The sequence below is a fragment of the Arthrobacter sp. NicSoilB4 genome (assembly GCF_019977335.1).
Lineage (GTDB): Bacteria > Actinomycetota > Actinomycetes > Actinomycetales > Micrococcaceae > Arthrobacter.
This window is the reverse complement of record NZ_AP024653.1, coordinates 1,520,569-1,543,900: the sequence shown is the minus strand read 5'-3', so window position 1 is coordinate 1,543,900 and position 23,332 is coordinate 1,520,569. Positions and strand designations below refer to the sequence as shown.

At 67.4% G+C, this 23,332-nt stretch carries 17 protein-coding genes and 1 pseudogene; all 18 read right to left on the bottom strand.

The genetic code is table 11. The features are described from left to right. Positions 1-14 precede the first annotated feature (14 nt). Positions 15-3,572, bottom strand: coding sequence for a DNA polymerase III subunit alpha (gene dnaE, locus LDO13_RS06900; protein ID WP_224049267.1), 3,558 nt, complete (start codon positions 3,570-3,572; stop codon positions 15-17). Between the two features lie 95 nt (positions 3,573-3,667). Further along, entirely contained in the window at positions 3,668-4,759 is a 1,092-nt protein-coding gene (locus tag LDO13_RS06895; RefSeq protein ID WP_224049266.1) for an RluA family pseudouridine synthase, read from the bottom strand. After that, positions 4,749-5,333, bottom strand: coding sequence for a signal peptidase II (gene lspA, locus LDO13_RS06890; protein WP_224049265.1), 585 nt, complete (start codon positions 5,331-5,333; stop codon positions 4,749-4,751). Before lspA ends, LDO13_RS06895 begins: the two co-directional genes overlap by 11 nt. 140 nt (positions 5,334-5,473) lie before the next feature. Further along, positions 5,474-6,160: a DivIVA domain-containing protein gene (locus tag LDO13_RS06885; protein ID WP_224049264.1), complete on the bottom strand. Its 687-nt coding sequence runs from the start codon at positions 6,158-6,160 to the stop codon at positions 5,474-5,476. 149 nt (positions 6,161-6,309) lie between these two features. Beyond that, entirely contained in the window at positions 6,310-6,618 is a 309-nt protein-coding gene (locus LDO13_RS06880) for a YggT family protein (RefSeq protein ID WP_224049263.1), read from the bottom strand. Positions 6,619-6,755: 137 nt separating this feature from the next. Beyond that, positions 6,756-7,286 carry a cell division protein SepF gene (gene sepF / locus LDO13_RS06875; protein WP_224049262.1) on the bottom strand — a complete coding sequence of 177 codons (531 nt, stop codon included), beginning with the start codon at positions 7,284-7,286 and terminating at the stop codon, positions 6,756-6,758. A gap of 87 nt (positions 7,287-7,373) precedes the next feature. Next, positions 7,374-8,114, bottom strand: coding sequence for a YggS family pyridoxal phosphate-dependent enzyme (locus LDO13_RS06870; protein ID WP_224049261.1), 741 nt, complete (start codon positions 8,112-8,114; stop codon positions 7,374-7,376). A gap of 8 nt (positions 8,115-8,122) precedes the next feature. Further along, entirely contained in the window at positions 8,123-8,866 is a 744-nt protein-coding gene (locus LDO13_RS06865) for a polyphenol oxidase family protein (RefSeq protein WP_224049260.1), read from the bottom strand. Between the two features lie 99 nt (positions 8,867-8,965). Continuing rightward, a complete protein-coding gene (ftsZ, locus tag LDO13_RS06860) occupies positions 8,966-10,186 on the bottom strand; it encodes a cell division protein FtsZ (RefSeq protein WP_224049259.1) in 1,221 nt (406 codons plus the stop codon). Between the two features lie 264 nt (positions 10,187-10,450). After that, positions 10,451-11,350, bottom strand: a complete 900-nt coding sequence (locus LDO13_RS06855) for a cell division protein FtsQ/DivIB (protein ID WP_224049258.1) — start codon at positions 11,348-11,350, stop codon at positions 10,451-10,453. Beyond that, a complete protein-coding gene (gene murC / locus LDO13_RS06850) occupies positions 11,343-12,755 on the bottom strand; it encodes a UDP-N-acetylmuramate--L-alanine ligase (protein WP_224049257.1) in 1,413 nt (470 codons plus the stop codon). Before murC ends, LDO13_RS06855 begins: the two co-directional genes overlap by 8 nt. A 4-nt stretch (positions 12,756-12,759) precedes the next feature. Next, positions 12,760-13,908, bottom strand: coding sequence for an undecaprenyldiphospho-muramoylpentapeptide beta-N-acetylglucosaminyltransferase (gene murG / locus LDO13_RS06845; RefSeq protein WP_224049256.1), 1,149 nt, complete (start codon positions 13,906-13,908; stop codon positions 12,760-12,762). A gap of 303 nt (positions 13,909-14,211) precedes the next feature. Continuing rightward, a pseudogene (gene ftsW, locus LDO13_RS06840) lies at positions 14,212-15,501 on the bottom strand (putative lipid II flippase FtsW); the annotation flags it as partial. Positions 15,502-15,503: 2 nt separating this feature from the next. After that, positions 15,504-17,105, bottom strand: a complete 1,602-nt coding sequence (gene murD / locus LDO13_RS06835) for a UDP-N-acetylmuramoyl-L-alanine--D-glutamate ligase (RefSeq protein ID WP_224049255.1) — start codon at positions 17,103-17,105, stop codon at positions 15,504-15,506. Further along, a complete protein-coding gene (gene mraY, locus LDO13_RS06830; RefSeq protein ID WP_224049254.1) occupies positions 17,087-18,196 on the bottom strand; it encodes a phospho-N-acetylmuramoyl-pentapeptide-transferase in 1,110 nt (369 codons plus the stop codon). Before mraY ends, murD begins: the two co-directional genes overlap by 19 nt. Continuing rightward, on the bottom strand, positions 18,193-19,755 hold the full coding sequence (gene murF / locus LDO13_RS06825) for a UDP-N-acetylmuramoyl-tripeptide--D-alanyl-D-alanine ligase (RefSeq protein WP_224049253.1): 1,563 nt from the start codon (positions 19,753-19,755) through the stop codon (positions 18,193-18,195). Before murF ends, mraY begins: the two co-directional genes overlap by 4 nt. 6 nt (positions 19,756-19,761) lie before the next feature. Then, positions 19,762-21,414, bottom strand: coding sequence for a UDP-N-acetylmuramoyl-L-alanyl-D-glutamate--2,6-diaminopimelate ligase (locus tag LDO13_RS06820; RefSeq protein WP_224049252.1), 1,653 nt, complete (start codon positions 21,412-21,414; stop codon positions 19,762-19,764). A 111-nt stretch (positions 21,415-21,525) separates the two neighbouring features. Then, positions 21,526-23,322: a penicillin-binding protein 2 gene (locus LDO13_RS06815; protein WP_224049251.1), complete on the bottom strand. Its 1,797-nt coding sequence runs from the start codon at positions 23,320-23,322 to the stop codon at positions 21,526-21,528. Positions 23,323-23,332 lie beyond the last annotated feature (10 nt).

The window sequence follows — 23,332 nt, the reverse complement described above, 5'->3', positions numbered from 1 at the left end:
CTGCCTCTTGCGGATCAGTTGTCCAGGCACGTGGGGCCGAGGAGAACCTTCAGGTCCCCGAACAGGGACGGGCTGGGGTTGACCCGCAGATGCACAGGCAGGCCCATGACCTCCACCCTCGAGTCGCCCTGCAGGTGCAGCCGGACCTCGGACTTGCCGCGGTGGGTCCGCAGCACGTCCCCGAGCTCGGTCACGACGGCCTCGGTCGCCTTGTGCGTCGCCATGGTGATCACCAGGGGCCCGTTGAGTCCCTCGCTGAGGTCCGGGACGGAGAGTTCCATGCAGTTGAGGGCGACGGCGCCGTCATCGCGGCGCTGCAGCCGCCCCTTGACCACCACAATCAGGTCCTCGGCCAGCACGGACGCGATGGGGCCGTAGACCTGGCCGAAGAACATGACCTCGACGGAACCGCCGAGGTCCTCGATCTCCGCGCGGGCGTAGGCGTTGCCGCTCGCCTTCGCGATCCGCCGGCTGAGTGAGGTGATCATGCCGGCGATGGTGACGATGGCGCCGTCGTGCGGGCCGTCCTCTGCGATGAGCGAGGTGATGGACTGGTCGGCGTGCTGGCTCAGCAGCCCCTCCAGCCCCTGCAGCGGGTGGTCCGAGACATAGAGGCCGAGCATGTCCCGCTCGAAGGAGAGCTTGTCCTTCTTCTCCCATTCGGGAAGGTCGGGGATCTCTATGCTCAGGGACGCCTCGGATTCGGCCTCATCGAAACCGGCAAAGAGGTCGAACTGGCCAATCGCCTCGTTGCGCTTGAGCGTAATGACGGAGTCAATGGCTTCTTCGTGGATCATCGCCAGGGCGCGCCGGTGGTGGTTCAGGGAGTCGAAGGCACCGGCCTTGATCAGGGACTCGATGGTGCGCTTGTTGCAGACCACCGCGGGCACCTTCATGAGGTAGTCCTTGAAGGACGTGTAGGCGCCTTCCTTTTCGCGCGCGACCACCATGGCCTCGACGGCGTTCACGCCGACGTTGCGGATGGCGCCCATGCCAAAGCGGATGTCGTTGCCGACCGGGGTGAAGTTCAGCGCGGATTCATTGACGTCCGGCGGCAGCACCGTGATGCCCATGCGCCGGCATTCGTTGAGGTAGATGGCCGACTTGTCCTTGTCGTCGCCGACCGAAGTCAGCAGGGCCGCCATGTACTCCGGCGCATAGTGGGCTTTGAGGTAGGCGGTCCAGTAGGAGATTACGCCGTAGGCGGCCGAGTGCGCCTTGTTGAATGCGTAGTCGGAGAAGGGCAGCAGGATGTCCCAGAGGGTCTTGACCGCGGCCATCGAGTAGCCGTTGTCCTGCATGCCCTGGGAGAATCCGGCGAATTGCTTGTCCAGTTCGGACTTCTTCTTTTTGCCCATGGCGCGGCGCAGGATGTCGGCCTGGCCCAGGGTGTAGCCGGCGAGCTTCTGCGCCACGGCCATGACCTGCTCCTGGTAGACGATCAGGCCATAGGTGCCGCCCAGGATTTCGGCGAGCGGTTCCTCGAGTTCCGGGTGGATCGGAATGACTTCCTGGATCTTGTTCTTGCGCAGCGCGTAGTCGGTGTGGGCGTTGGCGCCCATGGGGCCGGGCCGGTACAGCGCCAGCACGGCAGAGATGTCTTCGAAGTTGTCAGGCTTCATCAGCTTGAGCAGGGAGCGCATGGGCCCGCCGTCGAGCTGGAACACGCCCAGGGTGTCGCCGCGGGCCAGCAGCTCGTAGGACGCCGCGTCGTCGAGCTCCAGGGACTCCAGGTCCAGGTCCACGCCCCGGTTCATCTTGATGTTCTCGAGGGCGTCGGAAATGATCGTGAGGTTCCGCAGGCCGAGGAAGTCCATCTTGATCAGGCCGAGGCCCTCGGACGTCGGGTAGTCGAACTGGGTGATGACCTGGCCGTCCTGGAAGCGGCGCATGATCGGGATGACGTCGATGATGGGGTCCGAGGACATGATGACACCGGCGGCGTGCACGCCCCATTGCCGCTTCAGGCCCTCGATGCCGAGCGCCGTTTCGAACACCTTGGCGGCTTCAGGGTCGGTGGCGATCAGTTGCCGGAAGTCAGCGGCCTCGCTGTAGCGCTTGGAGTCCTTGTTCTGGATATCCGCCAGCGGGATGTCCTTGGCCATCACGGCCGGCGGCAGCGCCTTGGTGAGCGTCTCGCCCATGCTGAACGGGTAGCCCAGCACGCGCGAGGAGTCTTTGAGGGCCTGCTTGGTCTTGATGGTGCCGTAGGTGACGATCATCGCGACACGCTCGTCGCCGTACTTGCGCGTGACGTAGTCGATTACCTCGGAGCGGCGCCGGTCATCGAAGTCGACGTCGAAGTCGGGCATGGAGACGCGGTCCGGGTTCAGGAACCGCTCGAAGATCAGGCCGTGGTGCAGCGGATCGAGGTCGGTGATGCGCATGGCGTAGGCCACCATGGACCCGGCGCCCGAGCCACGTCCGGGACCCACCCGGATGCCGTTGTTCTTGGCCCAGTTGATAAAGTCCGCCACCACCAGGAAGTAGCCGGGGAACCCCATGGAGTTGATGACGCCGAGTTCGTAGTCGGCCTGCGTGCGGACCTTGTCCGGGATGCCCTTCGGATAGCGGTAACGGAGGCCCTTGTCGACTTCCTTGACCAGCCAGGACGTTTCGTCCTCCCCTTCCGGGCAGGGGAAGCGGGGCATGTAGTTGGCGCCGGTGTTGAACGAGACTTCGCAGCGCTCGGCGATCAGCAGCGTGTTGTCGCAGGCGTCCGGGTGGTCGCGGAACAGCTCCCGCATTTCCTGCGGGGACTTGAGGTAGTAGCCACTGCCCGAGAAGGCGAACCGCGATCCGCCGTTGTCGTATGTCGGTTCCAGCAGGGTGGAACCGGACTGGATGGCCAGCAGGGCCTCATGCGCCTTCGCGTCGTGCTCATGCGTGTAGTGCAGGTCGTTGGTGGCCACCAGCGGCAGGTTCAGTTCCTTGGCCAGCCGCAGCAGGTCACCGGTGACGCGCCGCTCAATGTCCAGGCCGTGGTCCATGAGTTCGCAGAAGTAGTTTTCGGCGCCGAAGATGTCGCGGAACTCGGCGGCCGCCTCTACCGCCTCCCGGTACTGGCCGAGCCGGAGCCGCGTCTGCACCTCTCCCGACGGGCAGCCAGTGGTGGCAATCAAGCCTTCGGAGTAGGTGTTCAGCAGTTCCCGGTCCAGCCGGGGCCACTTGCCGAAGACCGAATCCAGCGAGGCGATCGAGGAAGCCCGGAAGAGGTTCCGCATGCCCACATTGTTGTAGCTGAGCAGCGTCATGTGGGTGTAGGAGCCGCCGCCGGAGATGTCATCCTTGCGCTGGTTTTCCTCGCCCCAGCGGACGCGGGTCTTGTCCCCGCGCGCCGTGCCGGGCGTGACGTAGGCTTCGACGCCGATGATGGGCTTGATGCCCTGGTCCGTGGCCCGCTTCCAGAAATCAAAGGCGCCGAAAAGGTAGCCGTGGTCCGTGGTGGCCAGGGCGGGCATGCCCAGCCGTTCGGTTTCGTCGAACAGCTCCCCGAGCCGGGCGGCACCGTCCAACATCGAGTATTCGGTGTGGTTGTGGAGATGAACGAACGAGTTGTTGCTGGAAGTCACCGAATCATTCTAGTGCCGCGCACGGACGTTGCGGCACGGCACGGCCGGGCCCGGCTGCGCAACGCCCCGAATGGGCAACCGGACCAGGGAGCCGCTCAGGCCCGTCCTGACTCCAGGACTTCGAGCGCGTACCGCAGGTCCTGCGGGTACTCGCTGGTGACGGTGACCTGCTCCCCCGTCCGGGGGTGGGCGAAGGACAGCTGCCGGGCGTGCAGCCACTGCCGGGTGAGCCCCAGCGTCGCGGCGAGCCGCGGGTCCGCACCATAGGTCAGGTCGCCGGCGCAGGGGTGGCGCAGGGCAGAGAAGTGGACGCGGATCTGGTGCGTGCGGCCGGTTTCGAGGTGGACTTCCACGAGCGACGCCTTCCCGAACGCCTCCAGGACCTCGTAGTGCGTGATGGAATCCCGGCCGTCCTCGATCACGGCGAAGCGCCAGTCGTGGCCCGGGTGGCGGCCGATCGGCGCGTCAATGGTGCCGGCCAGCGGGTCCGGAAGTCCCTGGACGACGGCGTGGTAGACCTTGTCTACGGTGCGTTCCTTGAAGGCGCGCTTGAGCGCCGTGTACGCCTCCTCCGTCTTGGCGACCACCATCACACCGGAGGTCCCGACGTCGAGCCGGTGGACGATGCCCGCGCGCTCCGGCGAACCGGAGGTGGAGATGCGGTAGCCGAGGCCGGCCAGTCCACCAACAACGGTGGGCCCCACCCAGCCGGGCGAGGGATGCGCGGCCACACCGACCGGTTTGTCGATGACAACGAACTCGTCATCGTCCAGCAGGATTTTCAGGCCTTCCACTACTTCCTCCACAACTTCCAGGGGGTCCCGGCGTGCCGGGACGACGACGTCGAGCACGGCACCGGGGGCGAGCTTGAGCGATTTTCCGACCGCTTTGTCCTTGCTGCTGACATTGCCCTCGGCAATCAGTACGGCGGCTTGTGAGCGGGAAATGTCCATGAGTTTGGCCAGCCCGGCATCCACCCGGGTGCCCGCAAGTTCATCCGGCACCACAAAGCGGTAGGACGACGCCGGCGACGCGGCCGTCCCGTCCCCGGCGTCGCCGTCGTCCCCGAGGTCGTCCAGGACGTCCTCCGGCAGGAGGTCCTCCGGCAGCGTCCCGGCCGGGGTCAGATCTTCCGGGGTCAGGTCTTCCGGCGCCGTGTGGCCAGGCACCCTGTCCTTAGGAGTCATGCTTCACTGTGTCCTTTGTAGGGTGGGAGCCGTCCAGGGTGATCCCGCGCAGCGTGAGCAGGCAGATGATCACCACTGAGGACACCACGGCCGAGTCGGCGATGTTGAAGATCGCAAAGTTGGGGAGCTGGATGAAGTCCACCACATGACCCATCGCGAAGGACGGTTCGCGGAACAGCCGGTCCGTGAGGTTGCCAAGGGCGCCTCCCAGCAGCAGCCCAAGCGCCAGAGCCCACCAGACCGATCCGAGCTTCCGCAGCTGCAGCAGGATGGCGATCGAGACGGCGGTCATGATGATGGTGAACACCCACGTGACGTTCTCGCCGATCGAGAAGGCGGCACCGGAGTTGCGGATGTAGTACCAGTGCAGCAGCGGCGGCAGCACCGGGATCCTCTCCCCCTCGGTCATGTTGGCGGTGACCCACAGCTTGGTCAGCTGGTCGAACACGTAGGCGAATACGGCCAGGCCAAAGAACACGGAGAGCAGCAGGGCCCGCCGCGGCCTCGGCTTGAGCGGACCTGCCAGGTCGGGCTCAGCGGGCTGCACGGCGTCAGGTGAGGGTGCGTCTGTCATAGGGCTTTCGTTCACGGGCCAGTGCGGGGACTGGGAGCTGGGTGCGGGGGCACGTCCGCCGGCGGAACCTGCGGTTAATGCCGAAAGCCGGCGGCCGAGGAATCCTCAGCCACCGGCTTTCAGAATACTTGCTTAATGCCCTAGCTGTTGGCTTCGACCTCAGGGGCTGCCACGGAGCCGCGGGCATCCAGGTCACGCAGCTGGCCCTCGATGTAGGCCTTCAGGCGTGAACGGTAGTCGCGTTCGAAGCCGCGGAGCTGCTCGACCTTGCGTTCCAGCACGGAGCGCTGCTGTTCGAGGGCGCCGAGGATCTTGCGGGACTTCTCCTGGGCGTCGTTGACAAGGCTGCTGGCTTCGATCTGCGCTTCCGCGATGATCTTGTCGCGCTGCTGCTCGCCGTCGGCGACGTGCTTGTCGTGCATCTGCTGCGCCATGGCGAGCAGTCCGGCGGCGGACTCGGCTGCCGGGGTAGCGCCGCCGCGGGCCGGGGCAGCTGCCTGCTCGGCTTCCTTCTTCTTGGCAAGCTCGGCAGCCTTGGCAACTTCAGCGGCCTTGGCCTCTGCTTCTGCCTTGGCGCGGTCTTCCTTCTCGGCCTTGACGGGCGCCGGGACCTTTTCCACGACAGGAGCCGCGGCGGTGGAGCTGGCAGGCGTGCCGGCGCCGGATTCGGCGAGCTTCTTGCGAAGCTCGTCGTTCTCCTGGTTCAGGCGTCGCAGTTCGACGACGATCTCGTCCAGGAAGTCATCAACTTCATCCTGGTCGTAGCCTTCGCGGAACTTGGTCGGCTGAAAGCGCTTGTTGACAACGTCTTCTGGCGTCAAAGCCATCTGGTCACCTCGTTGGTCTAGTTAGTCAGTAGGCCTTCCGGCCGTCAAAACTACGGTACCTAAATATGGTCTGGTTACTCTAATTCAACACCGCAGTGTCAAACCGGAGTTTTTAACTGTTTCGGCCGCGGACCGTGTCCGCCGCCCGGCTACGCCGCGATTGGCTGGGAGAACACCAGGAACTTGGCTACTGCCATGGCGATCGTGACCGCCACGAACAGGAGCAGGAAGCCCAGGTCCAGGGAGATCCCGCCCAGCCGCAGCGGCGGAATGAGCCGCCGGAGCAGTTTGACGGGCTTGTCTGTGACCGAATACACAGCATGGGCGGTGACGAGCGCCACGCCGCGCGGCCGCCAGCCCCGTGCGAACATCTGCACCCAGTCGAAGACAAGCCGGACGATGAGGGCAACAAAGAACAGCAGCAGGGCGATATAGACAAGTCCGAAAACAATTCCCATGAGCTAACTCATATCTCCATGTTCATTCCGGATACCGCAGTGTCCTCGGGATAGTTACGCCTCTATTGCAACACGGATAATTCAGCAAGGATGCCAGACAGGGCGTCCCTGCCTGGCATCCTTCGAAAAATCCCGGACTAGCTCTGGTTGAAGAAGGTCGCCTGCGTCTCGCTGACCTTCTTGTCATCGCCAATGACTTCAACATACGACGGCGACAGCAGGAAGACCTTGTTCGTCACGCGCTCAATGCTGCCGCGCAGTCCGAAGACCAGCCCGGCAGAGAAGTCGACGAGGCGCTTGGCGTCCGCCTCCCCCATGTCCGTGACGTTCATGATGACGGGGATGCCGTCACGGAAGCTTTCACCAATGAGTTTGGCATCGTTGTAGGACCGCGGGTGGATCGTGGTGATCTGGCGGAGTCCGGTGGGCTCTTCGCGGCTCGATGCCGCTCGCTTGATGGGTGTCACAGGTGCGCGATATTCCTCTTCAGCGGCGTAGGGCTCTTCCCTGGGGGCCTCGCGGACGGGCGCCGGGGCGCGGCGTTCCTCGCGGTCATGCTCCATGGAATCGTCCTCATCCTTGTGCGATGTTTGGTGCTCGGACTCGTAATGTTCGTCGCCATCGGCGAGCCCAAGATAGATCATTGTCTTGCGCAGAGCGCCGGCCATGGTCGACTCCTAATCGTGTCCGTAAGCGGGCCGATCAACGACTTAACAGCCTTGGAATCCCCGCCATTACCTTCCAATACGTTGAACCTACCGCAACGCCGGACGCGGACCGAGAATATCGGAGCCAACGCGAAGGTGTGTCGCCCCGAACCGGACGGCCTGTTCCAGGTCCTGGCTCATGCCCGCGGAAATGCCCGTGGCATGGGGAAATTGTTCGGTCAGCCGCCCGGAAATGCCTGCCAGCTTCTCGAAGGCGGCCGCCGGATCCGCTCCGAGCGGGGCCACGGCCATGACGCCGGCGAGCCTCAGGCCGGCAGCACCGGCCAGCTGTTCGGCCAGTGCAGGGACCTCGGCGGGGGCCGCGCCGCCGCGGTGGGCGCCGGCGTCGTCGTCGAGGCTGACCTGGATGAAGCAGTCCAGCGGCGCCCGCCCGGTGCGATCGCTTTCGGCTGCCATGGCTTTGGCCAGTGCGGACACCAGGGCCTCCCGGTCTACGGCGTGCACGGAAGCGGCGTACTTCACCACGGACTTGGCCTTCTTGCTTTGGAGCTGGCCAATGAAGTGCCAGCTCAGGCCGAGGTCCTGGAGCTGCGCCGCCTTCTGGGCGGCCTCCTGGTCCCGGTTCTCCCCGACGTCGGTGACGCCGAGTGCTGCGAGTCGCCGGACATCCTCGGCGGGGTGGAATTTGGTGACCACGATCAGCCGCGGCGGCCGCGCCGCAGGCCCGGCCGCGGCAACGGCGTTGTCGATCCGTTCCTGCACGGCGGCGAGCCGCCCGCGGAGCTGTTCCAGCCGGGGGTCGGGCGGCCCGGTCAACGGGTTGTTCACGTGCCCGTTCACCGCTGCGCCGTCCCGGTATCCGTCCATACGAGCCCGGCGAAGCGGCCGGTGTTCCGGTCGCGGCGGTACGAGAACAGGTTTTCGTCTTCCAGCGTGCAGTTGCCTGAGTATTCGACGCTGACGCCCGCTTCCTGCAGCTGGCTGCGGACGGCGGCCGGCAGGTCCAGCCCCGGCGTGCCGCGGGTGGTGGTGCACCAGGCGGCGGGCACTCGGGCGGCCACGTCGTCGCGCATGTCCCCCGGGACCTCGTAGCACCCTCCGCAAACGGACGGGCCGATCCAGGCGCTGAGCCCGGCCGTGCCGAGTCCGCGCATACGCGCCACGGCCGCGGGGACGACGCCGGACGCGACGCCGGGGCGCCCGGCATGGACGACGGCGAGGACCGGGGGTTCGCCCTCAGCCCTGTCCCCGACCAGGACGACGGGCACGCAGTCGGCCACCATCACGGCGAGGGGCTCTCCCAGGGAGACCATGGCGTCAGCGGTCGGGACGCCACCGGCCGGGGCGTCAACACCGCGGACGGGGGCGGCCGCGGCGCCGATGCCGGCGACCTCGTTGCCGTGGACCTGGTTCATGTACCGGAAGGGCCGGCTGCCGAGTCCCAGCGCCGCTTCGATGCCGGCCCGCCGGCGCCGGACCTCCAGCGGATCGTCGCCGACATGGAGCGCCAGGTTTCCTGCCTCGGCGTCGGTGAAGGCCACCCAGACGCCGGGCATGACTTCCGCCCGCCACGAGAACACTCAAAACCCCACATCGTTGCCAAACTTGTTTCCAGAACTTCGATCCTACGAGAAAGCACCATGGCACTGCCATCCGGCAGTGCCATGGTGCTTCAGGAGTTACTTGAGGAAGTCCGGGACATCCAGGTCGTCCGAGTGGCGGCCGGAGAGGTCCGGCTCCACAACGGAGGGCAGGTCGACGTCGAAGCCGGAGTCGGCCGGGACTGCGGACGGGCGCTGCTGGCCCCAGCCGCCGTAGCCGGAAGCTCCGACAGTGGCGTGCAGGGGCTGGACCTGGGCCGAGGACGGAGCCTGGACCGGGGCTGCCGCCGGCGTGGCAGGGCGCTGCGGTGCCGACTGCGGAAGGGACTGGTCCATAGACGGCGAGGTGGCTTTGACGTCGTCGAAACCGGCAGCGATGACCGTGACGCGTGCCTCGTCGCCGAGCGCGTCGTCAATGACCGCACCGAAGATGATGTTGGCCTCGGGGTGGGCCACCTCCTGGACCAGTCGGGCAGCCTCGTTGATTTCGAAGAGGCCGAGGTCCGAGCCGCCCTGGATGGACAGCAGGACGCCGTGGGCGCCGTCGATCGATGCTTCCAGCAACGGGGAGGCGATGGCGAGTTCCGCGGCCTTGACGGCGCGGTCTTCGCCGCGTGCCGAGCCAATGCCCATGAGCGCCGAGCCTGCGCCCTGCATCACGGACTTGACGTCGGCGAAGTCAAGGTTGATCAGGCCGGGGGTGGTGATCAGGTCGGTGATGCCCTGGACACCGGAGAGCAGGACCTGGTCGGCGGAACGGAACGCGTCCAGGACAGAGACGTTCCGGTCGCTGATGGACAACAGTCGGTCGTTCGGGATGACGATGAGCGTGTCGACTTCGTCGCGGAGGGCGTCGATGCCGGCCTCGGCGGAGCCGGCGCGGCGGCGGCCCTCGAAGGTGAAAGGTCGGGTGACGACGCCGATGGTCAGCGCGCCGAGCGAGCGGGCGATGCGGGCGACGACGGGCGCGCCGCCGGTGCCGGTGCCGCCGCCTTCGCCGGCGGTCACGAAGACCATGTCAGCGCCACGGATGACCTCTTCGATTTCCTCGGCGTGGTCCTCGGCAGCCTGCCTGCCAACCTCAGGGTTTGCTCCAGCTCCCAGGCCGCGCGTCAGCTCACGCCCGATGTCGAGCTTGACGTCTGCATCGCTCATCAACAATGCCTGCGCATCGGTGTTGACCGCGATGAATTCGACGCCGCGAAGACCGACCTCGATCATGCGGTTGACTGCGTTCACGCCACCGCCGCCGATGCCGACGACCTTGATGACGGCCAAGTAATTCTGCGGAGCTGCCACGTTACGTGTCCCTTGTTCGTGTTCTATTGCGAAAACTGATGGAGTCGGGCTTGAAGCTTTCAACCTTAACCTTCGACTTGAAGGTTATAGTTATGTCAAGTAACTCATGCAGTGACGCTATTTCCTTGCGTGATGACATTCAATAACCGGCGCCGCGTGTCGCGGTAATACCGCCGAAATAGCCTCATTTGATGCCGTCCCCGTGCCTGTGTTGCTCAGTGTGTTGCCGGCGTCCCTGCAGTTCGCGGCACAAGTGGCTGGCAGCTATCGGGTGACCGGGTGCCGCGGGACACTCACATCGTAGATCCGGACCGGGTTCTTCGGGTCAGCGGGTGCCTTCAGCAGGGCCTCGAGGACCTTTGCCTTGAGCTCCTTCTCCCCCGCGTTGCCCCAGACGATGGTCTGGCCGTCGACGAGCTTGAGTTCGACGGCATCCACGGACTTCGCCGAGGCGTTGGAGAGCCGCGCCAGCACGTCGGCGGGCAGTGCCCCCAGTACACCCGTGATGGCATGGAACAGGTCCTTGGGCAACGTGCCGCCGCCGCCGTCGATGACCGGAAGCAGCGTCGAGGCCGGGTCGGCTGAGTTGCTGAGCGTCACGCCGTCGGCGTCGACGAGCTGGTGCGCTTCACCCTGCTTGACGAGAGCCACCGGCACGCGTTCGGTCACCTTGACCTGCAGCGTCGACGGCGGGCGGGCCTGCGTGCTGACGCCCTTGACCTGGACCAGCGGCTGCAGGAGGGCCGTAACGTCGCCGTCGCTGATCTGCGGCAGCGGCTTGCCGTGCAACGGTTCAAGGGCGGCCTGGATCTGGTCCGCGGTCAGCAGTTTGGTGCCCTCCACGGTTACCGTCTGCAGCGCCAGGGCCGGCGAGTAGACGGCCGCTGCGATGATCCCCGCGACGAGGACTGCCACGGCACCGATCGTGCCCAGCAGGATGCGTTTGCGGCGCTTGGCCTTGGGTTCCGGAAAGGACAGCACATTGTCCCGGGCCACCAGGGCAGCCGGGGCGGCCCCGGCGCCGCCTGCGGTGCTGGCTGTGCTGGAGGTGCTGTCTGTGCTGTCCTTGGATGCCGAGATGACATCGGGCGACGCCGGCTCCCCGCGCGGCGACGGGGAGCGGCGCCCGCCTGCCTTATAGCTGGGACGGCGGGTGCTAGGCACCGGGAACACCGTCGTTCAGGGCCGCAACGATCAGCGGCCCGTAGGCCGTGACGTCGCCGGCTCCGACCGTGAGCACGATGTCTCCCGGCGCGGCGGCGGCCACGATGGACTGCACAGCCTCGGCGCCCGGCCCGACAAGCCGGCCGCCGGCGTCAAGGTGGACGGCGATAAGCTGGCTGCTCACGCCCGGAATCGGGTCTTCGCGGGCAGGATAGATGTCCAGGACCAGGGCCGTGTCAGCGGCGTTTAGCGCGGCGGCGAACTCTTCGGCGAATTCCCGGGTCCGGGAAAACAGGTGCGGCTGGAAGAGGACGTGCAGTTTGTGGCCGCCGGCCACCGACCGCGCAGCGGACAGGGCTGCCCGCACTTCGGTGGGGTGGTGGGCGTAGTCGTCATAGACCCGGACGCCGCGGCCCTCGCCCTTGAATTCGAAGCGCCGGGACGCCCCTGTGAAGTGCGCCAGGGCACCCGCGGCAAGTGCGGGGTCGACGCCGAGTTCCAGGGCGACGGCGAACGCCGCCGCCGCGTTGAGCGCGTTGTGCCGCCCGGGAACGTGCAGGTCGAGGGGGAAACGGCCGGCGGGGGTGGTGATCGAGACGTCCCCCGGGCCGCCGTCGTGCAGCACGAGCTGGGCGTCATCGCCGGTGCCGTAGAGCACCACGCGCGTGTTGCCGCGCTCGAGGGTCCGCAGGGCGAGGGCCCTGGCGCCGGGATCGTCGGCGCAGGCGACCAGCACACCGTCGGCCGGGAGCAGCGCGGTGAAGCGGTCGAAGGAGGCGTACACGGCCTCGGCGGTGCCGTAGTAGTCGAGGTGGTCCGGTTCGACGTTCGTAACGACGGCGATCTTCGGGCGGTAGTTCAGGAAGGAGCCGTCGGATTCGTCGGCTTCCGCGACGAAGACCGGCGAGCTGCCGCTGGCGGCGTTGACGCCCAGCGCCGGAACGTTCGCGCCGATGGCGAACGACGGGTCCAGCCCCGCGCCCTGCAGGAGGACGGCAATCATCGAGGTGGTGGTGGACTTGCCATGCGTTCCGGCCACCGTCACGGCCGTGTCCTGCGCCATCGCGGCAGCGAGTGCCTCCGAGCGGTGAAGCACGGGCAGCCCGGCTGCCCGCGCCGCAGCCAGCTCGGGATTGTCCGGGCGGATGGCGGAACCGGCGACCACACTCTGCGCGTCGCCCAGGTTGGCGGCGTCGTAGCCGACACAGATCCGGGCGCCGGCCGCGGCCAGGTCTGCCATGACCGGCAGGTCCTTGGCGTCGGAGCCGCTCACCGGCAGTCCCCTGGCCACCATGATGCGGGCAACGGCAGACATCCCCACGCCGCCGATGCCGATGAAATGCATCCGGCCGAGGGATTCCGCGGTGCGGAGAGCCGTGGTGTGCTCGTGTTCGGGCTGGGTCATTGCTCTACCGCTTCCTGCCGTGTTTTACGGGCTTTACCTGGACGGAGGCCGCCGCCTCAAGGACGAGGTCTGCCATGCTCCGGTCGGCGTCGCGGATGCCGAGCTTTTCGGCGCTGGCCGCCATCCGTGCAAGCTTGCCGGCGTCCTGCAACAGCGGAACGATGTGCTCGCTGACCCAGCCCGGGGAAAACGTGGTGTCCTCCACGAGGAGGGCTCCGCCGGCTTCGACGAGTCCGGCAGCGTTGAGCGCCTGTTCGCCGTTGCCGATCGGCAGCGGAACGAACACGGCGGGCACGCCGACGGCGGCAACCTCGCAGACAGTCGCGGCGCCGGAGCGGGCCAGCAGCAGGTCCGCCGCGGCGTACACCGTTTCCATACCGTCAACGTATTCGCGCTGCTGGTAGCCGGGGGCGGCGAGCGGCTTGCCGTCGGCGTCGTGGACTGCCTTGCCGCGGCCGGTGATGTGCAGGGTCTGGATGCCGGCCTCCGCGAGAAGTCCGACCGACGCTGCCATGGTGCGGTTGATGGTCTGGGCGCCCGAGGAGCCGCCGGTGACAATCAGGACCGGACGGTCAGCGTCCAGGCCGAGGGCCGACCGGGCCGCCGTCCTGGCGGCGGCCCGGTCGAGTCCGGAGATTTCCTTGCGCATCGGCATGCCCACGTGCCGGGAGGCGCCCAGCCTGGTTGCTGCGAAGGCCACGGCCACGTGTCCGCCCAGCAGGGCTCCCACGCGGTTCGCGAGTCCAGGCCGGGTGTTCGCCTCGTGGATGATGATGGGGATCTTCCGGCGCCGGGCGGCCAGGTACATCGGCGTGCAGACGTAGCCCCCGACTCCGACCAGGACGTCGGCCCTGGCCTCGTCGAGGATGACCCCGGCCTGCTTGACCGCGCCCACGAGGCGTCCGGGCAGCCGCAGCAGGTCCAGGGAGGGCCGTCGCGGGAAGGGAACCCGGCTGATCGTGACAAGGTCCACCCCGGCCGCCGGAACCAGGCGCGCTTCCATGCCGCCCGGTGTTCCCACGGCCAGCAGCCGTACATCAGGGCGGGCCTCCCGGACTGCGTCCGCGATGGCCAGGAGCGGGCTGATGTGCCCGGCTGTTCCGCCGCCGGCAAGGACGACGGATAAAGGGGATAAAGGGGACTCGGTGTTCATGGACGCCTATTTACGCTTTCGTGCTGGGTTGCTGGGGGCGGGAGTTCTGGTGGACGGCTTCCGGGGGGCCGGAGTCCTTGGGGAGTCCGTGGTGGCGGACGTCCTTGGCGCGGCGGACGCCCGGGGGGCGGTCCCTTTGGCCGCCAAGGGCATTTTGTCGGCGGTGTTGCCGGCTTTGGTCTTGGCGGTGTTTTTTGCTGCGTTCTTGGCTGGGTTTCCGGCTGCGCTCTTGGTTGCGCCGCGCGCGGCGTTCCGCTTCCGCAGGGACGCCGCCAGCCCGGCCGGGCCGAACCTGAACAACCCCTTGGGCTGGAGCCCCGGCGCCATCTGCGCCCGGGCCAGTGACAAGACTACGCCGATGGCGCACAGGGACATGAGCAGCGCCGAGCCGCCGTAGGAAATGAACGGGAGCGGGATTCCCACCACCGGGGCCAGGCCGGTCACCACGGCCATGTTGACCGTCGCCTGGCCCAGCAGCCAGACCATGATGGTGCCGGCCAGTACGCGGTGGAACATGTCCTTCTGGGCAACAACAACGCGGTAGATCGCGGTGCCGAGGATGGCGAAGAGCACCAGCACCACGAGCGTTCCGACCAGTCCGAGTTCCTCTCCGATGATGGCGAAGATGAAGTCGTTGTGGGCTTCGGGGATCCAACTGTACTTCTGCCGGCTTTGCCCCAGCCCCACCCCGAACCAGCCGCCGGAGGCCAGGCCGTACAGGCCGTTGGTCGACTGATAGTTCAGGTCCGAGCCGTCCGCGCAGGTCTGTCCGGACCAGGAGAGGATGCGGCACATCCGGTTGGGGCTCGTGATGGCCATGACGGCCGTGCCCACGGCGATGGCCACGCCGGCGATCCCGAACAGGTACAGCCGCACGCCGGCGAAGAACAGTGCGGCCGCCGTGATCATCATGACGATCATGGCGGTGCCGAGGTCGTTGCCCACCAGGATGAGGCCGATCACTCCGGCGGCGCCCGGCAGCACCACGGGGACCAGGGCGTGCTTTGCCTGGGACAGCAGCTTGGCTTTACGGTCGAGCACTGTGGCCATCCACAAAGCAAGCGCCAGTTTGGCCGCCTCGGAGGGCTGGAACGTAAAGGGCCCCACGTCGATCCAGTTCTTGTTGCCGAGGGCGCTGCGGCCCACCAGGAGCACCAGCACCAGCAGGACGAAGGCCGCGATAATGGCGAACCAGGCGCCGCGCTTGAGCCAGACGACGTTGACCCGGGAGAGCAGGAACATGCCGAACAGGCCGATCCCGGCGAACAGGCCCTGCTTCAGGGCGGCCGTGTAGGGCGACTCCCCCGCTGCGATGGCCTCCACGCTTGAGGCGGAGAGCACCATCAGGATGCCGATCGCCGTCAGCGCGAGCGTGGAGCCCAGGATCAGGTAGTACGTGGAGCCGTTGCGGGACTTGCCCGTTCCCTCGAGGGCGGACCAGAACCCCCGGTACCACCCCCGGACTTTGCGGCCGGCCGCCTGCAGGCCGGAGGGTGCCTGGCCTGCGGCGGGCCGGGTGGCGGACGACGATAGTGCGGACGGCTGTGATGCGGCCGGAGCGGCCGCGGCGGAACGTGTGGGCGTGCTGACCATAGTTACTCCTTGCTGGTCTGAGCCTGCCCTTCCACGAGCTCTCGGACAGCTTCGATGAAGGCGTCGCCACGGTGAGCGTAGGAAGAGAACTGGTCCATGGATGCAGCCGCCGGGGCCAGGAGCACTGTGTCCCCGGAGGCGGCGAGCTGCGCCGCCGAGGCAACAGCCCGTGCCATCACAGTCTCGCCGAAGATCGGTGAGGGTCCTGCTTCGGCGTCGGCCGTCCCGGCAGTCTGCACCTGTTCAGTTTCGCCCTTCCCCTCACCGATCACGGGGACATCCGGCGCGTGTCGCTGCAGTGCGGAGCGCAGATCGCTGGAGTCCGCCCCGATCAGGACCACGGCCTTCAGCCGGCGGGCGTGCTCCTGGACGAGCGCCTCGTAGTTCACGCCTTTGGAGAGCCCGCCCGCGATCCACACGACGTTCTCGAACGCGGAGAGCGACGCCGCGGCCGCATGCGGGTTGGTGGCTTTGGAGTCGTTGACCCAGAGGATGCCCTCGTGCCGGGCTACGAGCTGGATGCGGTGGTCCCCCGGCAGGTAGTTCAGCAGACCCTTGCGGACAGCGGCCGGCTCGACGCCGTAGGCCCGGACCAGCGCTGCCGCGGCCAGGGCATTGGCAACCATGTGGCGTGGAGCCACGGCGCCAAGGTCGGACATGGACGCAAGTTCGGCGGCGCTGTCCTTGCGCTCGGCGATGAAGGCACGGTCCACCAGCAGGCCCTCGACGACGCCGAGCATGCTGACCGCCGGCGTGAGGGTGGTGAAGGCCACCGCACGGCAGCCTTCCACGACGTCGGCATCCTCGACCATGCGCTCGGTTTCGATCTGCTCAGCGTTGTAGATGCACGCCTTTTGGGTGTTTTCGTAGACCTTGGCCTTGTCCGCCAGGTAGGACGCGTAGGAGCCGTGCCAGTCCACATGGTCCTCGGCGACGTTCAGGCAGACACTGGCCACGGGTGAGACGGAGTCGCTCCAGTGCAGCTGGAAGCTGGAGAGCTCGACGGCGAAGACGTCGTAGTCCACGGGATCGCGCAGTGCGTCAAGGATCGGTGTGCCGACGTTCCCGACGGCGATTGCCTTGAGCCCCGCGGCCTGCAGCATCGATTCGGTCAGCCCGACAGTGGTGGTCTTTCCGTTGGTGCCGGTGATGGTGAGCCAGTCCGCGGTCTTGCGTCCTTTGCGTTCCCGAACCCGCCATGCGAGTTCGACGTCGCCCCAGACGGGGATGTGGGCCCTGGCGGCTGCGGCGAGCAGGGCCTGGTCGGGCCGCCAGCCCGGGGAGGTGACGATCAGGTCCGGCTTTGCACCGTCGACCCTGGGGACGGTCTCCACGGCCTCCTCGCCCAGCAGGACCTCCGCGGCCCCGACGATCCGCAGGGTGTCGGCCTGTGCCTGCGCCGTCGTGCCCGTGGCGGCGTCCACGACGACCACGCGGGCGCCCAGTTCGATCAGCGTGTCCGCGGCTGCGAAGCCGGAGACTCCGATGCCGGTGACGACGACGCGCAGTCCGGCCCAGTTGGAGTCCCAGGTGACCAGGTCCTGGAGCCTGGGTGAGGTGGTCAGGGGGCCGGGAATCGGACCGGTCACAGCAGTACCACCCATTCGGCGTAGAAGATGCCCAGTCCGGCGGCGACAAAGAGACCACACAGGATCCAGAACCGGACGACGACCGTGACCTCCGCCCAGCCCTTGAGTTCAAAGTGGTGCTGCAGTGGGGCCATCTTGAAGAACCGTTTGCCCTTGGTGAGCTTGAAGTAGCCGACCTGGATGATCACCGACAGGGTGATGAGCACGAAGAGGCCGCCGATGAAGGCGAGCAGCAGTTCGGTCCGGGACAGGATCGCGAAGCCCGCGACGGCGCCGCCAATGGCCAGTGATCCGGTGTCGCCCATGAAGATTTTCGCCGGTGAGGTGTTCCACCACAGGAAGCCGACCAGCGCCGCGCTGAGGATGGCGGCGAGCAGGGCCAGGTCCAGCGGGTCGCGGACGATGTAGCAGCCTGAGCCGGCCTGCCGCGGCGAACCGCAGGACTGGTTGCTCTGCCAGATGCCCATCAGGGTGTAGGCGCCGAAGACCATGATGGAGGCGCCGGCGGCCAGGCCGTCCAGGCCGTCCGTCAGGTTCACGCCGTTGGTGGCGGCGGTGATGATCAGGTTGGACCACAGCACGAAGAGGATGGTGCCCAGGATGGTGCCGGCGAAGGCAAGATTCAGCCACGGGATGTCCCGGACCAGGGAGATCTGGTACGACGCGGGCGTCACTCCGTTCTCGTCCGGGAAATAGAGGGCGAGGATCGCGAAGATGATGCCCACGGCGGCCTGCAGGATCAGCTTGGCCTTGGCGTTCAGGCCCAGGCTTCGTTGCTTGGAGATCTTGATGAAGTCATCCAGGAAGCCAACCAGCCCCATGCCGACCATCAGGAACAGCAGCAGCAGGGCCGAGGCGGACGGGCCCGGCGATGCCGGGTTGATCATCCACATAACGAGGTGCGTGATGGCGTAGCTCGCAAGCACCGCCAGTACGACGACGGTGCCTCCCATCGTGGGGGTGCCGCGCTTGGTGTGGTGGGACGTGGGTCCGTCATCCCGGATAAATTGCCCGTAGCTCTTCCGGACCAGGAAACGGATGAAGAGCGGGGTGCCCAGGAAGGCAAACAGCAAGGCCAGTCCAGCGCCCATCAGCAGTGCAATCACAGCAGCGCACTCCCTTCAGTGGCGGTTCCGGCAGCAGGTGTTCCGGCTGCGGGTGTTCCGGCAGTATTGGTTCCGGCGGCGGGTGTTCCGGCAGCGTCTCCCCCAGCGGCCCGGGGGGCCTGTGGGGGTAATGCTATCCGATCGCCCAAATGGCGCAGCCCGATGCTGTTGGAAGACTTGAAGAGCACGAGGTCACCGGGCTCCAGCTCGGCCTGCAGCAGTTCGTAGGCCTCCTCCGGAGTCTCCGCGAAGACGCATTCGTTGCCCCAGGACCCCTCGTTGACGGCGGAGACATAGAGCGAGCGTGCCTCGCGCCCCACGACGACAAGCCGGGAGATATTGAGCCGCACCACCTGGGTGCCGACTGCCATGTGTTCCCGGATGGAGTCGGGGCCCAGCTCGAGCATTGCGCCCAGCACGGCCCACGTCCGCCGGCCCCTTCCGAGGTCGGCGAGCGTCCGCAGGGCGGCGCGCATGGATTCCGGGTTGGCGTTGTACGCATCGTTGATGATGGTGACGCCGTCGGCCCGCTCGGTGCGCTCCATCCGCCAGCGGCTGGCGGCCGTTTGGGCGCTGAGGGACGCTGCGATCCGGGCCGCGGGGACGCCGGCCGCGTGCGCGGCTGCCGCTGCCGCCAGCAGGTTGGCGGTGTGGTGCGCGCCGATCAGCCGGGCCGCGACGTGGTGCCCGGTGCCCTCACCGGGCAGGAAAAGCTCGAATTCGGGGCAGCCGCCGGCATTCAGCTCGACCCGCTCGGCGCGGACCAGCCCGGCACCTGCCGGGCGGGTGGCAGCCTGGGCGGTGTAGCCAAGGACGGTGGCCTGGGTGCGCCCGGCCATGGCGGCGACCCGCGCGTCGTCCAGGTTGAGGACGGCAGTACCGGCGGACGGCAGGGCCTCGACGAGTTCGCCCTTGGCCCGGGCAATGTTCTCCACTCCGCCGAATTCCCCGGCATGGGCGGTGCCGACGCCAAGGACAACTCCGATGTCGGGGCGGACCATCCCGGCGAGGTAGCTGATGTGGCCCACGCCCGTGGCACCCATCTCGATCACGAGGTAACGGGTGTCGGCGCCGGCCTTGAAAACGGTGAGCGGGACGCCGACTTCGCCGTTGTAGGAACCCTGCGGGGCAATCGTTGTGCCCTCCGCGGCGAGAATCCCCGCCAGCAGGTCCTTGGTGGTTGTTTTACCGGCGGAACCGGTAATGCCGATCACGGTCAGCGGCTCGCCGTCGGCGGCGCGGCTGGCCCGGATCCGTCGGACGGCTTCCGCGGCGAGGGCGCCCATCGCGAGGACCGAGTCCTCGACCACGACGGCGGGGTAGGTGGCCCCGGCGTCGTCGGCGACGTCGCGCTCGACGAGCGCCAGTACGGCGCCGCGGTCGAACGCCGCGCCGACGAAGTCGTGGCCGTCGGCCGTCTCCCCCGGCTTGGCCACATAGAGGGATCCCGTTGTGGCTTCCCGGGAGTCGGTGACCACGGAAGCGGGGGTGATCCCCGGTTCGGCAGCCAGCCGGCCATTGGTAATGTCGGCGATTTCCGCCGCGGTAAATGCAATCATGTCGGTTTAGGACTCTATCCGCTGGTCTTCGAGAACGGTGAATCCCCGAGCTGTCAAGGCGGAGCGGAGCTCCACCCTGTCGTCAAGGGCGAGGTTGACGCCCTTGACCTCCTGCCACACTTCGTGGCCCCGTCCCGCGACGAGGATGGTGTCTGCCGGGCCCGCGAGTTCGACGGCCTTCCGGATGGCGGCATCCCGGGGGAAAACCTCGAGGATGCTGCAGGCCAGGCCTTCGTGTTCCTTTGCCCCGACCGCGCCGGCCATCACGTCGGCACGGATCGCCGCCGCGTCCTCGTCGTGCGGGTCGTCGTCGCTGACGATCACGGTGTCGGCAAGCCGTGCGGCGATGGCACCCATGGCCGGGCGCTTGCCCTGGTCGCGTTGTCCGGTGGCGCCAAAGACGATGATCACGCGGGATCCCGGTTCCGGGGAGCGGACGGCCTCGAGTGCCCGGGCCAGGGCGTCCGGGTTGTGGGCGAAGTCGACCACCGCGGCGGGGGCGGTGGAGACGAGCTGCATGCGGCCGGGGACGGCGACGGTGAAGGGGTCGCCCGCGTCGAGGGCCGCCTGGACGGCGGCGGCATCGTGGCCTCCCGCGAGGACCATGGCCGTTGCCAGCGCGGCGTTGGCCACATTGAAGCTTCCGGGCAGCCCGGTGTGGACGCGCAACTCCGTGCCGTCGCGGTGGCGGAGGGTGAAGTCCGTGCCGAGTCCGCGCGGGACCGGGTTGATGACCGTCCAGTCCGCCGCTGCCGGCGTCCCGGAAGCCCCGCCGTGGGTGGCCAAGGTGGTGACCGGGATGCCTGCCGTGGCGGCCAGCGTCACGCCCCAGTCGTCGTCGACCGTCACGACGGCGCGGCGGGCCCGTTCCGGGGTGAAGAGCCGCGCCTTGGTCTGGAAGTACTCGTCCATGCTTCCGTGCAGGTCGAGGTGGTCCTGGGTCAGGTTGGTGAAGCCGGCGACGTCGAACACGACCCCGTCCACGCGGTGGAACGAGACGGCGTGCGAGGAGACCTCCATCGAGGCCGCGTCGAGGCCGCGTTCCCGCATCAGCGCCAGCAGGGCGTGGACGTCGGTGGATTCAGGGGTCGTGAGGAGGCTGGGAATCGGCGCGCCGCCGGCCAGGATCTCGATGGTGCCGATCAGTCCCGTCTTCTGCCCGAGGGCCTGCAGCAGGGCGTTGATGAAGTACGTGGTGGTGGTCTTGCCGTTGGTGCCCGTGACGCCGAAGAGGGCCGGGGCCCGCTCATCCCGGGGCCGGCTCTGGTAGATCAGGGCCGACAGTCCGCCCACGAGGCTGCGGGGTTCCTCGGCCAGGAGCACCGGCACGGCAATATCGTGCGAGAACGCCAGCAGCCGCGCCCCGGCGTCGTCCGTCAGCACCGCCGCCGCTCCGGCCTCCACCGCCTGGGAGACAAAGTCGGCCCCGTGCCGGCTCGCGCCGGGCAGTGCGACGTACAGGTCGCCGGGCAGCACAGCGCGGGAATTCAGGGAGATCCCGGTGACCGGGACGGAGCCGGAGGCCCCGGGGACAACGACGCCGATCGCCTCGCCGATGGTGGCCAGCGGCACGGCAGCCACCGCGGTGGGCCGGAAGCCCGAGGTGGATCCGGGACCGGACGGCGCGGCGGAAGCGCCGGGGGCATTCTGATCTGACAAGTGGATCTCCGTTGGTGTGCTGGCGGATCTGGCCCTGCGCGCGAAGGATTGCTCCGGCCCGCAGGCTCATTTTCCCGGTACTGGTTCGTGGTGGACGGGCTGGTGCTGGTGCTACTTGGCGTACTGCGGCAACCGGACGGGCTCTCCGGTGGACGGCGGGACGTTGTACGTCCGCAGCGCCTGGCTCAACACGGACCGGAAAACCGGTCCGTTCGAGATTCCGTAGATATCGCCCTTGGGCCGTTGCAGGACCACTTCAACAATAAACCGCGGATCGTCCATCGGCGCCATCCCCACCATCGACGCCGTGAAGCCGCAGAACCCGGCGGTGCCGTCGTCGCAGGGCGACTGCGATGTGCCGGTCTTGGCCCCGACCCGGTAGCCGTCCAGCCCGGCTTCCTTAATCTGGCCTTCTGTGACGGCGCTCTCGAGGATGTCCCGGACCTGCCGGGCGGTGTCCGGGGAGACGATTTGCCGCGGATCCTGCGCCGGCACTTTCTCTACTGTGCCGTCGGGGGCGATGTAGCTGTCAATCAGCCGCGGCTGGAGCATCACACCGTTGTTGCCGATGCTTTGGAAGGCCCGGACGGTCTGGAGCGTGGACTGCGAGACGCCCTGGCCGAACAGCACGGTGTACTCCTGGCGGCCATCCCATTGCTCGTGGGGCGTCAGGATGCCCTTGGCTTCGGCGGGAAGGCCAACGTCCGGCGCTTCCCCGATGCCGAACTTCTTCAGCCAGTTGTAGCGTTGCTCCTTGCTGAGCCGCTGGCCGGCCATGACGGTGCCGGTGTTCATGGACCAGCCAAGGATGCCGGCCAGGGTCCGGTCCTCAGTGCCGTGGGCGAAGGAGTCGTTGAACGTCTGCCCGTCCACCGTGTACGACGGCGGGATGGTGAACTTCTCCAGCGGGCTCGACTTGCCTTCCTCGATCAAGGCCGCGGCCGTGATCATTTTCTCGACCGAGCCGGGCTCGTAGGCGGCAGTGACGGCACGGATACCGCGGTCTTGCGCGTCGACCTTGCCCGGGTCGTTGGGGTCCGGGGAGTTGGTGTCCGCCATGGCGACGATGTCGCCGGTCTTGATGTCCTGGACGATGACGACGCCCCACTCGGCGCTGAGTTTGTCCCGCTGGCTTTGGATGGCCTGCTGGGCGAAGTACTGGAGGTCCGAATTCAGGGTGAGCTTGATGTCTTTGCCGTTAACGGCGGGGGTCAGCTGGTCCACTCCGACCGGGATGCGGAGCCCGTCGGCGCCGATTTCGAAGAGCCGCTTGCCGGGGACGCCTTTCAGGACCTCGTCCTGCGTCTGCTCGAGGCCGGCCTGGCCGGTGGTGCCGTCCCTGAGGAAGCCGACGATTCCGCCGGCCACCGAGCCGTTGGGGTACACCCGCTTGCTGGTGCCAACGGTGACGATACCCGGGATCTGCAGTTTGGAGATGCGGTCCTCGACGTCCGGCTTTATGTCCTTGGCCACGATGTAGTACGGCTGGGTTCCGGTGACGGCATCCTTGAGCGTTTTCTGGTCCATGCCCAGCAGTACGGCCAGTTCGGAGATGCCCTGGTCCCGGGACACCTTGACGTGTTTTTCAGTGACCTCGTCGAAGCGGCGGAAGGTCTCGGTCTTGGTGTTTACTCTCTGGTCCACCACCACGTTGTAACGGATCACGCTGCTGGCCAGCACCGTGCCGTTGGCATCCAGGATGCTGCCCCGCTCGGCCGGGAGCTCGACCGGTGTGAGCCTGTTCTGGAGGGCGGCCTCGGCCATGCCCCCGACGTCGATGCCCTGCACCAGGAAGAGCTTCCCTCCGACGACCAGCAGCAGCGTCAGCATAACGCCAAGGCCCAGGCGCAGCCGCCGGGTCGCGCTCGGCGCTTTCGCCTTGCGGGCCTTGCCGGTGTTTTGCGCCACGATGTTTCCT